The organism is Chryseobacterium sp. ERMR1:04 (assembly GCF_001297705.1).
Lineage (GTDB): Bacteria > Bacteroidota > Bacteroidia > Flavobacteriales > Weeksellaceae > Chryseobacterium.
Genome location: NZ_LIRF01000004.1, coordinates 417,807 through 434,109, shown reverse-complemented (window position 1 = coordinate 434,109; position 16,303 = coordinate 417,807). Strand labels below are relative to the sequence as shown.

Sequence of the window (16,303 nt, the reverse complement as noted above, 5' to 3'; positions counted from 1 at the left end):
TGATTCTCTATTTTACTGAAATACTATTTTTAGAAGTAATTTTTTAGCTTTTAAACAGAAATTATAGTAATGAAAATTCTGTAGCTTTATTCGAAAGTTCCATTAAGTTCTTTACTTTTAGCTTTTTCATTAAGTTAAAACGGTGAACTTCAGCAGTACGTTTACTGATTTCTAATGCTTCGGCTATTTCTTTGTTTCCTTTTCCAGATAACAAAAGGGTCAGAATTTCTTTTTCTCTTTTGGTAATCATCATTTCTTCACCTAGACTTTGTTTTGATTCTAATGAAACTGATGAGTTTGTGAGTTGGCTGATTAAAATTGATGAAATGTCACCACTAAAATATTTTCCACCAGATGCTACCGTGTGCAAGGCTTTCAAAAATTCTTCTTTGCTAGAGCCTTTCAGTAAATACCCGTCTGCTCCGGCTTTTATTGATTTTAATACGTATTCTTCCGATTCGTGCATCGAAAGCATGATGATCTTTACAGGATTTTTTTCGCTTCTAAGTTTTTCTACTACCTCAATGCCGGTTAAGTGGGGCATACGGATATCTAATATAAGTAAATCTGGTTTGCTGGTCATCACAACTTCAAGCGCATGGGCACCATCTACAGCTTCACCCACAACCTCTATGTTTACTTCGTTTTCTAATAATGATTTTATTCCATCTCGAACAAATACATGATCATCTGCCAATACAACTCTAATAATAGCGCTCATATTTACTTAATTTTTTTTACGTAGTATCATCTATAAAGATGGTGCTAAGGTACGTAATTTTTGAATTTGGTGATTTTTAAATACTATAATTTGAAAGAAATTAAATTCAAGAAGAATTTGTTTTATTGATGCATTTTCTAATTTACTACAGCGGGATATTAAAAGTAATTCTAGTGCCTTCACCTAGAATAGATTTGATGAAAACGCGTCCGTTTATGTACTGAATTCTTTCTTTCATAAAAAGTAAGCCCATACCAGATTTGCTGTTTCTTTTTTTATAGACAGAATTGATGTCAAAACCTTTTCCGTTGTCGTCAATAATAATGCTTAACAAGGTTTCACTATGCGAAAGTTGCACAATAATATGGGATGATTCGGCATATTTTATCGAATTATTAATAGCTTCCTGTGTAAGGCGATAGATATTGATTTCTATTAAAGAATCCAGGCGTTTATCAAAATCAGTTTTGTTGTAAAAAAGGATTTCTTTTCCTGTTAGTTTTGAAAGTTCCTGAGTCAGTTTTGTAATGGAAGAAACAATTCCATGGTCACTCAATTCCGGAGGCATCAAATTAAAAGTTGCTGTGCGAACTCCTTTGATAATATCAAGTGATAATTTCTTAAGATATTCTATTTTTTGAGCCGATTTTTCTTTGTCCTCAAGGTTTATGCTTTCCAAACTAAATTTCAAACCGGTGAGCATTTGTCCAATTCCGTCGTGAATTTCTTTGGCAATTCTGTTTTGTTCGTTTTCCTGATTTTCGACTATCTTGCTCGAAATAATCTTTTGTTGATTAATTTTTTCGGTACTATTTTCAATGCTTAATCTTTCTACTTCTTGTTGCGCTTTATTGCGGTCGGTGATATTAAAACAAACAATTAAAAGTTCCGATTTGTCTTTTTTAATAGTTACCGGAACCATTGATAAATCAAGGCAAATTGTTTGTTTATCATAGGTTGTGATCTTAATCTCGCCTTGCCAGCCACTGCGTTGTTTTTCAGAAATAATACGATCAATAATGATTTGTTCTTTTTCATCGGAAGTTAAAACCTGGGAAAATGGTTTGTTCGATGCGAATTTGGTATAATTAAGAAGTTTAGCAAACTTTTCTCCAATATGAATAATAGAGCCATCAGGAGCAACGCGACAGTAAAGTAGCATGTTTTCCATGGCGTAATTCAGCGATTTTAACTCGTTAACTGAATTTTCCTTGATTTCGCTAATAATTTCTGTGTCGTAAGCAAGTTTTAAGGCTTTCTTTTCCGAAGTTAAAAGTTTTGAAATTAGTTTTTCAATTTTTTTATTGGTAGGTTTAAAAATGAATATAAATTCTAATAATAAAACAAGCAAGGTAAAGCCAAAAATCCAATATTCTATTTTGCGTTGTTGGGTGACTTTTTCGTGTGCTTCTTTATCATATTGAAGTACAATTTCATTCATTTTTGAAAGAAAAGCAGTTTCATTTTTTAAAATTATTTCAACTAATTTTTGATTTTCGCTAAGATTCTTTTTTTGTTCTACATTCGATAAAAACAAATCGGTTGTCTGAACAATTTTCAAGAAAATGGGATTTATCTGAAGATATAATTTCGAAAGCGTTATGCTTTTTTCTTTCGGGAAATCTAAAATAGGGTTGCCATTTTCTAAAGCATTTTGATTGGTTTCCCACAATGAAATTACATTTTTTAAATGCTTGATTTGATCTTCTTTGGTATTGTTGGAATCGTAATGTAGGATTAGAATTTCTTTTGCAATCTTCTGACTCAACATTCTCTGTTTACCGGAAATATTGATGATTTTTGAATCGCTAAGTTGTTTCTTTAAATTGTATTGAACTAAAATCTGACTTAATATAATAGTTAGAGCAATGGTGAAAATTGCAAAAAAATACAGACTTCTTAAATTTTTGAAATTTATTTTATCTGCGGCTTCTGGACTGCTTTTTTTCATTAAATAATCAGATTATAATCCTAAAGATGCTTTTATCAAATGTAAATTATCTTCAGAATAATTGATTTTCAAGGCCTCTTGATGTCCTTTATCAGACATCTTATCCCATGTTTTTTTTATGATGTTTTTTAATTTCTCTTCATCATGTTTTTGAACAAAAGCCTCTAAATAATATTCTAAAAATACCAAACAAATAACATCTTCCAGTAATTGGGTCTCCGCATCTTTTTTAAGTGATTTCTTTTCGATTAAAAATGAAACTCTTGCAATAAATTCATCGGTATAGCCCGCTTTTTCTAATATTGTTGCCGTAGTTTTTGCATGGAATTTTTTAAGATTCTCTCTCCATTTCAAATACCCAATGCGGTCCATCGGATACGTTTCACGCGCCACTTTCCAACGACAAATATGTTGTGCTTTTGATGCAATCTGCACTTCTTCCGAAGCGTTAGGTTCAAATTGCATCAACCTTTCATACATTCTGTTTGAATATAATAATTCCTTAGGATATTCAATATTTTGCTCAATTTCGATGTTGGGATCTTGTGCATTTTCTGCATCAATCCACTCGCTTGCTTTTTGAAAAGGCATAGGCATTTTTTAGTCAGATAATAGATTTCAAATATACGGAACTAATCTATAAAGCCAACGAATACTTCGTCTTCAATCACTTTTATAGGGTAGGTTGCAATGTTAAAATCGTCACCATTTAGGTTGGAACCATCCACTAGTGAAAAGTTTTTTTTATGGATGGGGCAGGCGATTTTTGGAATATCATTTGCGGATCCTATTATTCCTCTTGCCAGAACCATTTCTATTTTATGCGGACAGGCATTTTGGCAAGCATACCATTCGTTTCGGTGCGTAAAATTAAAAATCGCGATTTGTTTGTCTTTGTATTTGATACAGCCACCGCTATTCGTCGGGAAATCTTCAATGTTGCCTGCTTTGAACCAGATTTTAGCATCATTTGGATGTACTGTTTTGTATTGATTTAATATTTCTTCCATTTGTTTGTGTTTTGTCTTCGTGTATCTTAATTCCTCTTTTTGCAATCGAGTAGGAAAGAGGGTAGGAGAACGGTAAACGTTAGTGATTTTTTCTTTTTTTACGACCAGGCTTTTGGCATTTTTTGATCTCTTAACGGAACAAAAGCAATATTGTCATCTTTCTCTTCCGAGTTGATAAAATGGTTGAAGCGTTTTAATAATTTTGGATTTTCTAATACTTGTGTCCACTCGCATTCGAAAGTGTTTACCAAAGTCTGCATTTCAGCTTCTAGTGTTTCGCATATGCCTAAACTATCTTCTATAATCACTTCTTTTAAGTAGGATAAACCTCCGTCTAACTTTTCTAACCAAACCGATGTTCTAATCAGCGGGCCGGCAGTCCGGATGTAATACATTAGAAAGCGATCCATATATTTAATAACTGTTTCTTTGTCTATTTTTTCAGCTAGTAAAACAGCATGTTTGGGGTTAGCGCCACCATTTCCGGCGATGTATAAATTCTAGCCTCCTTCAACGGCAATTAATCCAAAATCTTTTCCACGTGCTTCGGCACATTCACGGATACAGGCCGAAACACCACCTTTTAATTTATGAGGAGAACGAATTCCTTTATATCTGTTTTCTAACTCAATGGCAAACCCTGTGCTGTCGTCCATTGCATAGCGGCACCAAGCATTTCCAACGCAGCTTTTTACCGCACGAAGTGATTTCCCGTATGCATGCCCGCTTTCAAAACCATTGTCTATTAAGATTTTCCAGATTTTAGGAAGATCGCTTAAATGGGCTCCAAATAAATCAACTCTTTGTGCTCCGGTAATTTTGGTATACAAATCAAATTGTTTTGCCACTTCACCAATAACGATTAATTTCTCTGCCGTAATTTCTCCTCCGGCAACTCTAGGAACTACTGAATAGGTTCCGTTTCGCTGAATATTTGCTAAAAATTTATCGTTTGTATCTTGTGCTGCAACATGTTTATTGGCTGTATCGTTATAAATACTTGAGAATATGGATGCGACAACCGGTTTACAAATTTCGCATCCGTCGCCTTTTCCGTGATGATCAATTACATCATAGAAATTCTCATATTTATTGATTTTTATCAAGTCGAATAATTCCTGACGGGTATAGCTAAAATGCTCGCAGATAACTTCTTTTACTTCTTTTCCGAGTGATTTTTGAGTTGCTTTTACTAAATCGGAAACCATTGGCTTACACCCGCCACACCCAGAAGTGGCTTTTGTATGTTTAACAACATCTGAAAAGTTTGAACAAGTTTCATCTAAAAGCGAACAGCAGATGGCGCCTTTTGTTACATTTTCGCAAGAACAAATGACAGCAGTCTCAGGTAAATCCATCACAGTTCCTAAACTTGAACCTTCAGAACCGTCGCGAGATCCTAAAATTAAATCCTCAGGATTTTTTGGCAAGGCCATACCATTGCTGTAAATCTGGAAAAGTGAATTATAATCGCTGGAATCTCCCACTAAAATACCACCTAATAACGTTTTAGAATCTTTTGTAACGTTTATTCTTTTGTAAATACCACTTAGTTTATTCTCATAAATAATGGCAGTTACCTCATCATTTTCGATAAAAGGATCACCAAAACTTGCTACTTCAACACCAATTAATTTTAACTGCGTCAACATATCGATGGTTTCTCTCATGACTTTAGAGCCTTTTAAGATTTGCTCAGCAGCAACATCGGCCATTTCGTAACCTGGAGCAACAAGTCCGTAAATATTATGATTGTAAAGTGCTGCTTCACCAATAGCATAAATAGAAGGATCTGATGTCTGCATTTGATTGTTTACTACAATACCACCTCGTATACCGACCTCAAGTCCTGAAACTCGGGCTAGTTCGTCGCGGGGTTTTATTCCTGCGGAAATTACCAACATGTCAACTTTCAGTAATTCGTCATTGGCAAACATCATTCCTGTTATGCTTTCTTTTCCATCAATATATTGCGTGGCTTTATTGAGATGAATGCCAATATTTAATTCCTCAATTTTAGATTGCAGCATATCGCTTGCGCCTTTGTCTAATTGTCTCGGCATCAAACGGGGAGCAAATTCTACCACATGCGGGTTCAATCCTAAATCTCTAACTGCTTTAGCCGCTTCAAGACCTAGTAAGCCTCCACCTAAAACTGCCGCTTCGGTTGCCCCTTTTAGTTTTATTTTTTGGGCATAGGCCATAATCGCATCCAAATCTTCAATAGTTCTGTATACGAAAACGCCCTCTTTTTCAACCCCTTCAATGGGAGGTACAAAAGCCGATGAACCCGTTGCTATAACTAAATAATCATATGTATGCGTTTTTTCTAAATGGGTGTGTATTGTTTTTTCTGCACGATTAATATCTGTAATGAGTTCAGAAGTATTTAAAGTAATATTATTTTCTGCGTACCATTCGGAAGTTGAAAGTGATAATTCATCTGCTGTTTTACCTCCGAAGTATTCGCTTAAGTGCACACGATCGTAAGCGCGCCTTGGTTCTTCACCAAAAACCGTAATCTGATACTTTTCCTGTTCGGGCTTTGCAATGAATTTTTCGCAAAATTTATAACCAACCATTCCGTTTCCAACTACAATTACTCTAATCATGACTTCTTAAATTAAGTATTATTGTTCAAAAATAAGTATTTATACTTATTTTTATACTTAATTGTTTAAGTTTTTAAAATTATTTTTTGTAGTACTATTTAGAGTTGTGATTTTGGTGGTAGGGAATTGCATATCCAATTGCCTCATATAAATAGTTTTAAATTAATTTTTATTATGGAACTATTTTACCAGCTGTAGTAATTTTAAACTTTTTAAAAGGAATGGCACCATCTTCATTTCCGTTGTACATTTCTAGAGTAAAATTTGGCAATACTTTAAACGTAATAGGATCATCACCTCCTATTGATCCTATTTCTTTAAAATCAATAATTTTACTTTTATCAGATGTAATTAATAAAAAATACTCGGAATCTCCTCTAGAAATTGAGGTAATTAAATAAAGATATTCATCATCACATCTAATGACAAAGCTTTTATAAGATTCACCTTCATAGTTTTCATTCTTTAAAAATTCTATTAAATTTGAAGTAGGTTCATAAGTGGGATATTTTATTGATGAGTAATCATCTTTAAAATATTGATAGAAACTAAATGGGAGACCAATCTTCACTAGATTTTTTCCAATTATATACTTGTTTTCTTGTATGTTTCCATTATTAACTCCCAGATAATTAATTAATTCCTTACTGAAATCTCTAAATGATTTCTGAGCACCCGTAGGTAAAGTTTCTAATGCATCTCGTTTTGTATTTTCAAATAGAATTTTATTGATGCCATTAAATGTGTCATAAATGAATAAATAGTTTTCTTCATAAGTGTCTGATAAGACTTCATTAATATACATTTCTACTTTAAATTTTACTTTAATAGAAGATTTTTCTTTTATTATTTGTTCCGCAGTATAAGTCATTGCACAACCAGAACCACAACTAATTACGAATGATTTATTTTGTATTTTTTCTAAATAATTAATTTTACTTAGCAAAGGTTCTGTTTTCTTAACTTTACTTGTATCTAAAACACTATAAGTATTTTGTTTATTTATTTTTTTTTCACATGCTATAAATAGAAGCATAAAAATATTTAATAATAAAATTTTATTTAATTCTATTCTCTCCTTTATCATTTTTTTATTTATCAATAATTAATAAAGCACGGAGTATGTAATTTATTTAATAGTGCCATCTTCTTGAATTTTATATATTTTATTTAATACTCTTTTTTCATCTGTATTTTTTCTTGAATATAATTCAATTTTAAAGTCTTTTGTAATTATAAAGTCATTTACAGATTTTCCGTCAAATTTTGCTATTTGTAATGAAGAAATTACTTTCCTTTTTTTTTAGAAATTGTCAAATAATAACCTTCAACATCTGAATCTGTATAGCCAAGAATAAAAGGTTGTGAATTATTTATTTTAGGTAACATGAAAAAAATAGTTGGATTTTCTTTTATGCCATAATCTTCTAATATTTTTCTATCTTCAGGAAAGTTATAGGATGGGTAATTATCATGACAGCTTTTTTGATCCTCATAGCAAGCCTTATAATATCTATCAAAGTCAAAAGGTTGGATATACTAATTTAGTGTCCAGTAAAATTTAGGCATACAACTGAAGTTGCAAGCTTCGGAGAGTGATATTTTTATACTTTTTTGAATTATTTAAATTTCTCTATTTTATAATTTAATGAGTTTATCACATATTTTTCTGTTCTCAATAATTTTTTCGAATTGATATCTTTTCCTGTACTGTAATCTAAACTAATTTTAAAATTTTGATCGATGCTAAAGTCAATATAATTATCAATTGTTCCATTTTCACTTTCAATTGTTTCGTTTTTACCTATTAAAAGTTGTGATACAGGTTTGTTATCATTATAGGTTACGAGATACCATCTTTCATTATCACCATCAAACCATGCTATAAAAATGTGATCACTTATTTGATATGCTGTAGTTGCCTCGCTATCATCAATGATTATTTTTTTATTTATTTCAGTGAATTTTGAATTTATACTATCAAAATCTTCTTTTGATAGTAGCTTTGATATTTGTGATGCATCATTAGATGTATTAGCCTTTTTAAAACATATAATACAGCCATTATCATCAAAAAACATATAATTTTGAATAAAAAAAGCATTCTCAAAATAATTATTTAGCAAAGATGTTTTATCATAAGATTTCTTATTTCTAATTGATTTTATTTCCAAAGGGAAATTTATATCCAATTCTTCCTTTAACCTCTTTTTATAAGCTTCATATAAATATTTATGATCAAAATAAGATGTAGATAATATTAGATTTGTGTAAACATCATCGGTATGTTTACCATTAATAAAAATAGAATCCTGAGATAATCCCAATTTAACATTTTCATATTTTTTATAATCGCAGGAATAATTACTTTGGGGAGATAAAGAAAATATTTTAAAAAATTTCCATGTATCTGTTGTTGCCTGTTTTTTAGTGATTATATTTTCTGTTATTTTCTTCTCGCTTTCTACTGAAGATACTTTCTTACAAGAAAAGAAAGTGAAAAATAATAGATAAAAAATTATTTTAAATTTATTATTAATGTTTTGAATCATATATATTTTTTTAAACATGTTTATTTCTGCTTTTCTTCTTAATACAAGCCCAGTTAAGCCATCATTAGTAACATCTCTAAATTCATCAGCACCTCCATCATAATTACTATTATTTATATTTTTTTTGATTTTAGTTTCTCCACCATTCACTCCACCAATATTTAAAAACTCAGCTCCTGTGTTAAATAATAAACTAACAAGTGCATCAAATTCATGTTGATGTAATTTAACCGTTATATCTCTTTGAACAGCTTTTTCAAATTTTTGGATTTTATCTTCAAATAATTCTAGAGCCCTTGCTTTAGAGATTCCTTTTTTAAATTCTTCTGGTTCAGACCCATTACACGGTCCTTTATGAACTAAATAACCATAACCAATTGTACAATTTCTTTCTTTTGCATCGTCATTATAGAGTTTAGTACTAAATTTTTCAAAATCTTTTATAAAATCTTTACCTTTTTCGGAAGTTTTCAAGGTTTTGGGATCAACTCTACTATCATTATCATCTTTACTTGCATCATCCGTATTTAAATTGCCAGAACAACTACACAAGTTTTTAAAACCTAATTCTGTAGCAAAATCAAGTATTGATTTTCCCTTAACATCTTTTTGCTGTTTAACAAAAAATTTATTATCATGATATTTTAGTTCAAAGTCTCTACAATCTACATGTACATAAGTTACCGCTCCATCTGATTCTTTTTCTAAGGTGAAGAAGTTAGGGTTTCCCCACCACTTTGCATTAAGGTATTTTTTAAAAATATTTTCCCTAATAGCATTTGCATCACTAACATCATGTGTTCTTATTCCATTTTTTGTAAACCGTATATCAGCAGCTTTGCCAAAATGATTTGTTGATTTTCTATGATTGTGAAAATCATTATCTGCCCAACATCTGTATCCTCTGTTAACATCAAATTTTCTATATTTGGAATTGCTAAAATCTAAATAAAACTTCATTGCGCTTACCGCCCATAGTGTAGAGCGATGCATCCCGGGATATTCATATTTCCTTTGCGATTCTCTTATCTTGGAATCCATTGATTGATTAGTATATAAGCCTTTTCCCCAACCTTCTGGACATCTATTGATCTTAGGAGCTTTCTCTTTTTCTTTAGAATTATTAGGATTTTGGCAAGGACATTTATAATCATTTACTTGCTCTATATATTTGTTGCAAAACTCATCAATAGCCTTTAAAACATTTCCACAAACCTTTCCTGTTTCTGGAACTTTCATATAATCTCTTTGGAATTGTTTAATCATTTTTTCGGTATTGGCAGTAAACTCATTGGTAGGTACATTTCCTCCAAAACCTGAAAGGTGGATATTAATTTCTCTTATAAGTTCATTTTTATCTCCTTTTTTAATACAATATTTTTCACCACAATTAGAAACAAGCTCCTTCGGCTTTTTAATAATCGCCACAGATCGACTATTCTCCACCTCCAACTTTTTAGCACTCTTTGTAATTGGTATAACCTGTGAGGTGACATGCGTATTATCAGGTTCCACTTCAATAAAGTAGACTTGAAATTTGTAGTCATACTTTTCGGTTGCCATGTCCTCAGGAGTGATGCCCAACTCATAGATCCTTTTGGTAATAGGAACTTTAATGAAATTTTCATTACCGGGAAGTACCCATTTCTTTTCGTATATTTTATCGTGGGTTTTATAGCCTGTTTCTTCCTCCCAAATTCTTACCGTTACATTTCTACCTTTCATATGTTGCGTGGTAATTTTTATAATAACGGTATCGCCAACCTCAGCTTTTTCTATAGGTTGCGCTCGTTCATTGAGAAATTCGGCGTTTAGAATTTTTGCGTCCGGATCAGCCTGTTTCTTTCCGCTGGATGTGATCGGGAATTTTGGAGTATCAGCCTTAGGTTTTGGCTTTGACGGCTTTGTTTCAGAAGTGTTGGCACTTGTTTTTGAAGGCGGTGCTGGCGGAATATAGATTAGCTAGCTCTATCTATTTAATAGCTTTATCAAAAATTCTCTATCCACATTTTCAAATTTGACTTTACCAAAATCTTTTGAGGTATAGTTTTTATTAGGTACACTTTTGTCAGGATCATGTTTGTCAGTAAACTCTAGATCATATCTATGTAGAACTAGATCATTATCGAATTTAAACGTAATATACTCTTTGAGATAGTATTTGTCGTTACAGTTATATTTTTCTATAGTAAAATAATTCTTTTTTAAAGCTATTTTATCAACACTTGTATCTGGGCAACTCATATTTCCATCTAATATTTTTGTGTTGACAAATTTCTTATTATCATTATTTAGATTTACTGTAATTTCATCATTTGAGTTTAAATCAATTGAAAATATATCATTTTTGTATTCAACTTGATTAGATTTATTTGATTCTGAACTTAATTTTAGATTAGTATTTACTTTAGTATACTCATTAATATTACTGTAATCTCTATATATTCTTAAAGGATTTTCAAGCTTATAATTTGATGTTGAAAAATATTTTCCATTTAACAAAGATTTAATTGAAATATTATTTTCTGTTTGGATAATTTCAAATTTAATATTTACGTTTTTGATATTCTCTATTATTTTAGATAAATCAATATTATTTTGCCCCAAATAATAAAGAGAATTATTTTGATGTATGTATATATTGTATGTTCGAAAACTGTAATCATCTAACTCAACAAGAAAAATTTGACTTTTTGTATTTACATTATCATATCTTAATAAATCCAAATCTCCTAAATCTAGGTCATAAAATGCTTGATAGATATTAAATTTTTCAGCTCCATATCCAAATAATGTACTCTTGTCATATTCAATTGTTATTTTCCTATCATTATATTCAAAAACATTGATTTTATTATCATTGACTAATTCTCTCTTCTTATATGAAATATATTGATACCCTTTAACCTCTTTTGTAGTAATAGGTAAATACTTTCTTTCTTTTTCACATGAAAGAAAGCTAAATAAGAAAATTAATATATATATACACTTTTTTATTTCCATATTTTATTTTTTATATCTAATTGTAATTTCTTATCCACAGCTGACATTTCGAATTCTGTTTTGAATTTGAAATAAACCATTGGATTACATTTTCCTTGAATTCCAGCCTTACTTCCAACATTATTTACTTCAAAATGTAAATGTGGATTTTTTGCTTCAAAATTAACCCCATTTTTTCCAGAAATTCCAGTATAACCTATAACATCATTATATTTAACAGATTCTCCTTCTTTGAATTGTCCAAATTTGCTTAAATGCATAAAGACTAGAAAAATTTCTCCATTAGGATTAAATCCTTTTTCTGAAAGCTCTCCTTTGTTTTTATATATTGGAGTATAGTTATTTTTAAGACTTTTAAATGTTTCTTTATCTGTAACTTTAATAACAATTATTCTTCCTGCGAGTGATGTAGAGGTATATACTCTATCAATTTTGCCATCTAAACAAGCATATACAGGTGTTCCAGGAATAGCAAGTAAATCAGAGCCAGCGTGATTAGTTACTCCATCCCTAATTTTTTCACCAAATGAACCATGCCAAGGTTTTTCTGCCCCTCCTTGGGAATATAAACAAAGCATTGGATTATCTATAGGAAATCTCCATTTACCTGTAGTAATAGTTTCATTTTTCTTGATAGGGTTACACTTATCGACCTGAAAAATAGAATATGTTTTATCAAAATTTTCTTTTCTATGATTATAAGTATCAGTTGCTTCATTTACAATCTTAGTTATATTATCAACAATTTTTTTTCCGCCTTTTGATTTTAGCTGTAAATCCTTCCAATACCAAAAAGCCATTGCCGATAAAACACTTTCTTTATGTTTTAGAACAATTTCTGGATTAGTAACAATGTCAAAATCATATCCTTTTTTTATTAATCTTTTATTAACTTCAGTATAATTCGTTCTACCTGTAATCTGTATAATTCCTTTTCCCATAAATTTCCATCCATCTCCTTTGTAAATATTACCAATTTTGTATTTTGCTTCTCTATTTTTGTCATCATATACAAGATTTGCAATTGCAATACTATTTGCCACCTGCATTCCTTTATCATTATATGTATTAAGATCTTTTCTACCATATAGCTCTGCTTCTTTATGGTTTTTTTTGAAATAAGAAAAAGGGGTAGATTTCCAATCTTTCTGATTACCTGCTGAATAATATCCTCCTTCTGCAGGGTTTCTATTTCCTTTAACCCAATTAGAACCTTTAACGTAATCTCCACCCTTCAACCTCCTAACACTATAATTGAAACCTTCAGGTTCGTTTAATTTTAAATCAGTACCTACCTCTGCTAAAACTTGAGCGAAAAAATGTGCTTTACGTAAGCAAGTATTAATTTCAAATTTTTTATTAGCATCATTGAATGCATCTATTAAAGCCTTTTTGTTTACATTATTTGCAGTAGTGAATATCTTATTTACTTCCTCTTCAGTTAATTTTTCACATCTTGGACATTTTCCGTCTGTATGCTTCTCCCTTGGTTCCTTAATAATAGCCACAGACGGACTATTTTCCACCTCCAGTTTTTTAGCACTCTTCGTTATGGGAATAACTTGCGAGGTAACATGCGTATTATCGGGTTCCACTTCTATGAAGTAAACTTGAAATTTATAGTCATACTTTTCGTTCTTAAAGTCTTCAGGGGTGATGCCTAGCTCATATATCCTTTTGGTGATGGGAACTTTAATGAAATTTTCATTACCGGGAAGTACCCATTTCTTTTCGTATATTTTATCGTGGGTTTTATAGCCTGTTTCTTCCTCCCAAATTCTTACCGTTACATTTCTACCTTTCATATGTTGCGTGGTAATTTTTATGATAACGGTATCGCCAACCTCAGCTTTTTCTATTGGTTGCGCTCGTTCATTGAGAAATTCGGCGTTTAGAATTTTTGCATCCGGATCAGCCTGTTTCTTTCCGCTGGATGTGATCGGGAATTTGGGAGTATCAGCCTTAGGTCTTGGCTTTGACGGCTTTGTTTCAGGGGTGTTGGAACTTGTTTTTGAAGGCGGCGTTGGCGGAATGTGGGTCGGATTTATCACGTTCACATTCGGACTTGCCTTCATGATATGCTTGGCAACATACTCTGCCGTTACATAATATTCATGGGTAGGACCTTCATCTGTTTCTCCTGCTGCAATACGGGCATTGGCAATCTGTACCGCCATGGTATAGAACGGTAATCTGAAAATAGCTTCCGCGACTCCGTATTCATCTACAATTCCCATGATGGGAACAGGATTTATTTTGTTCATCATATTGATGACAGGATCATGACCTTCTCCTTTCGCATCATCTTCCCAAAGCGTAAAAGAAACGTTTCTTTTGTACATTTCTATGCAATGCGCTCTGGCAATAATGGTGTCTTGGTAGCTTATTTTTTTTCCTTTCGGAAGCGGAAGATAATTGGCATCCAACAATTCTACCTTTGTAATTTTAGGTTCTTTAGCCTGTTGAGGATGGATGATAAGTTCGCCACTTTCGTTGCCTTGCTGTGCAACGATTTTAATGGCTTTAAAGTGCAGGCTTTTCTGCCCGAAAGTATAAGGAACCGCTTGCCCTTTTTTATTATCGATGGTTCTTCTCCATGTATTTTTTTCCTGCACAAAAATTCCCCAATGAATGGGAGTTTGTGGATTGAGCAAAGGTTGGGTAGGAATAATTTGTTGGAAATAATCATTAATCGTAGAAATGGTATACATCTCCTTTTTTCCTACTACAGGACTTGGGTTTCCTATGATGGTTAGTTTGGCCATGTTGATTCAGTTTTTATTCACAAATGCTATTATTTTCTTCCGTACTCTCCTGAAATTTTTTAAAATCTATAAACGGATTGATCATGTGCTGTTCTTGTACATCTGCATTTTTGATATTCTGTTTATTCAGGTGCGCAGTTTGTCCATGATCTTTTACGGTTATTTTTCCTCCCGTACTGCACATCAGTTCTGAGATTTCTGAAAGACAAGGTTTACCATCTACTTTGGTTTTCTCATAGGTTTTTTGCCATTTTCCTGCGGCGGCAAAAGCACAGGGAAGATTTCCGCCTGATGAGGGTTTCAGTTTACATTGTCCGAAACTGGGTCCGGGAGGGTTAAATTGCAGATCGTCTTCTGTAACAGCCAGATAATCAGGGTTACCGTCAGGATCATTAAAATAATGCCTTTGCTGAGAAGTGACTTTGAATTGTGGATATTGATTTCCCTGGTTACACTCGGCTTTGCCTTTTTGAATAACGAAATGTTTCCCGTCATGCGGGGAAGTATTTTTTGACATATTTTGTGTTTTTATGGGTGTAAAAATCAAATATACTAAATTGTTTTCATACTTTAACTAAGGTAAAGGTCTGATGTTCTGTGATATCATCAATTTGAATGCTAAAATCTGCTTTGATTTTTTGAATACTCAAATCTGTTCTATGGAAATGATATTCTGCTTCATGAAAACAGTTTTTAGAACTTTTATTGAGAGTAAGCTCTTTCTTATCTTTTGGGTTAGGATCTAATTGAGCAAGGTTTTGTTTTGTAAGATAATTACCCTTTTGAAATATTTTTAACAGATCATGATCTTCATCTTTTGGTGCCATACGGTTGTAGAGCTCAAGAGAAATCGGAGAAGCATTCACTAACCACGGAAAATAATCAGGGTAGATTTCAGAATCTGTCCAGTCTCCATAGGTTGCGCTATAAAAACTTCCCAACAGAAAATGAATAGGGAGTATATTTTTAAGCTTTTCAAGAAGTTGTTTCTTATCTTCTATGATTAATTTTAATTGATCAATGTAAGAAGCTGCATATTGATCTGTAAAGTATTTTTTTAAGGCTTCCAATTCATTTTTAAGCTGGAGTGGAGGAGTATGTAAACCAACTTCTATCAATTGCCTCGTTTTATTGATGCTAATTTCTAAAGGATAAATGATTTTCATACAAGCAATAGCTAAATCGGACGTTTTATTGTCTGATTCTATTCCATCTTTATTAAAATCAAATAGTTCTATTGTGAAAATATGATTCTCTTCTTCATATTTTAAATATTCCAGCGTCATGTTGAATTCATACGCTGCAAGACTTTCATCATCTCTGAATTGTTGGTGATGTATGGTATAGGTGCCGGCTAATAAAGGAATTTCAAACGGAATTTTACCTTGTGGAGGATGATAATATAAATTGTCACCATTTTCAATGATCTCTTGGTTCAGTTTTTTTATTTCGTCACCAAACGGAAGACAAAGAAGGGTTCCTGTTTTTAAAATTCCATCCAACGGATCAAATAACGAACTGTATTGATGATGAAATCCTTTGATGTAGTTAGGATTTTCAATTTTAAGATCAGAGGAAATTTTTTCTAAAGTATCGCCGGGAAGCGTTAAATATTTTATCATATCATTGGTGTTTCAATCCCAAATTAGTCAATATTTTTCAGATAACAAAAAATAGGAAAAAGTGTTT

The 16,303-nt window shown here is 31.9% G+C and carries 11 protein-coding genes and 1 pseudogene; 1 reads left to right on the top strand and 11 read right to left on the bottom strand.

Translation table 11 applies throughout. The annotated features are described in order from the left end of the window. Positions 1–61 precede the first annotated feature (61 nt). From AMQ68_RS09460 to AMQ68_RS09430, 7 genes and pseudogenes are all read right to left on the bottom strand, one after another. Positions 62–721: a response regulator transcription factor gene (locus AMQ68_RS09460; protein ID WP_054510386.1), complete on the bottom strand. Its 660-nt coding sequence runs from the start codon at positions 719–721 to the stop codon at positions 62–64. 145 nt (positions 722–866) lie between these two features. Further along, positions 867–2,672: a type IV pili methyl-accepting chemotaxis transducer N-terminal domain-containing protein gene (locus tag AMQ68_RS09455; RefSeq protein WP_054510385.1), complete on the bottom strand. Its 1,806-nt coding sequence runs from the start codon at positions 2,670–2,672 to the stop codon at positions 867–869. A 12-nt stretch (positions 2,673–2,684) separates the two neighbouring features. Further along, the gene (locus tag AMQ68_RS09450; protein WP_054510384.1) at positions 2,685–3,269 is read right to left on the bottom strand and encodes a DUF4202 domain-containing protein; all 585 of its coding nucleotides are present in this window, start codon (positions 3,267–3,269) and stop codon (positions 2,685–2,687) included. 35 nt (positions 3,270–3,304) lie between these two features. Continuing rightward, positions 3,305–3,682 (bottom strand): nitrite reductase small subunit NirD, encoded by a 378-nt coding sequence (gene nirD, locus AMQ68_RS09445; RefSeq protein WP_054510383.1) that lies wholly within the window; start codon positions 3,680–3,682, stop codon positions 3,305–3,307. A gap of 98 nt (positions 3,683–3,780) precedes the next feature. Beyond that, positions 3,781–6,294 (bottom strand): annotated as a pseudogene (gene nirB / locus AMQ68_RS09440) (nitrite reductase large subunit NirB). A gap of 172 nt (positions 6,295–6,466) precedes the next feature. Continuing rightward, the gene (locus tag AMQ68_RS09435) at positions 6,467–7,381 is read right to left on the bottom strand and encodes a hypothetical protein (RefSeq protein WP_054510382.1); all 915 of its coding nucleotides are present in this window, start codon (positions 7,379–7,381) and stop codon (positions 6,467–6,469) included. Between the two features lie 532 nt (positions 7,382–7,913). Continuing rightward, entirely contained in the window at positions 7,914–10,571 is a 2,658-nt protein-coding gene (locus tag AMQ68_RS09430) for a glycoside hydrolase family protein (protein ID WP_054510381.1), read from the bottom strand. Between the two features lie 70 nt (positions 10,572–10,641). Between AMQ68_RS09430 and AMQ68_RS25310 the strand changes: the two genes are divergently transcribed. After that, positions 10,642–10,803, top strand: coding sequence for a hypothetical protein (locus tag AMQ68_RS25310; RefSeq protein WP_160317984.1), 162 nt, complete (start codon positions 10,642–10,644; stop codon positions 10,801–10,803). A gap of 11 nt (positions 10,804–10,814) precedes the next feature. Here the strand turns inward: AMQ68_RS25310 and AMQ68_RS09425 are convergent, their stop codons facing one another. Genes AMQ68_RS09425 through AMQ68_RS09410 form a run of 4 tightly spaced genes read right to left on the bottom strand, consistent with a single transcriptional unit; the run spans position 10,815 to position 16,236 of the window. Beyond that, a complete protein-coding gene (locus AMQ68_RS09425; protein WP_054510380.1) occupies positions 10,815–11,849 on the bottom strand; it encodes a hypothetical protein in 1,035 nt (344 codons plus the stop codon). Continuing rightward, on the bottom strand, positions 11,840–14,614 hold the full coding sequence (locus AMQ68_RS09420) for a peptidoglycan DD-metalloendopeptidase family protein (RefSeq protein ID WP_054510379.1): 2,775 nt from the start codon (positions 14,612–14,614) through the stop codon (positions 11,840–11,842). Before AMQ68_RS09420 ends, AMQ68_RS09425 begins: the two co-directional genes overlap by 10 nt. A 13-nt stretch (positions 14,615–14,627) precedes the next feature. After that, the gene (locus tag AMQ68_RS09415; protein ID WP_054510378.1) at positions 14,628–15,131 is read right to left on the bottom strand and encodes a DUF4280 domain-containing protein; all 504 of its coding nucleotides are present in this window, start codon (positions 15,129–15,131) and stop codon (positions 14,628–14,630) included. A 46-nt stretch (positions 15,132–15,177) separates the two neighbouring features. Next, positions 15,178–16,236 carry a hypothetical protein gene (locus AMQ68_RS09410; protein ID WP_054510377.1) on the bottom strand — a complete coding sequence of 353 codons (1,059 nt, stop codon included), beginning with the start codon at positions 16,234–16,236 and terminating at the stop codon, positions 15,178–15,180. Positions 16,237–16,303 lie beyond the last annotated feature (67 nt).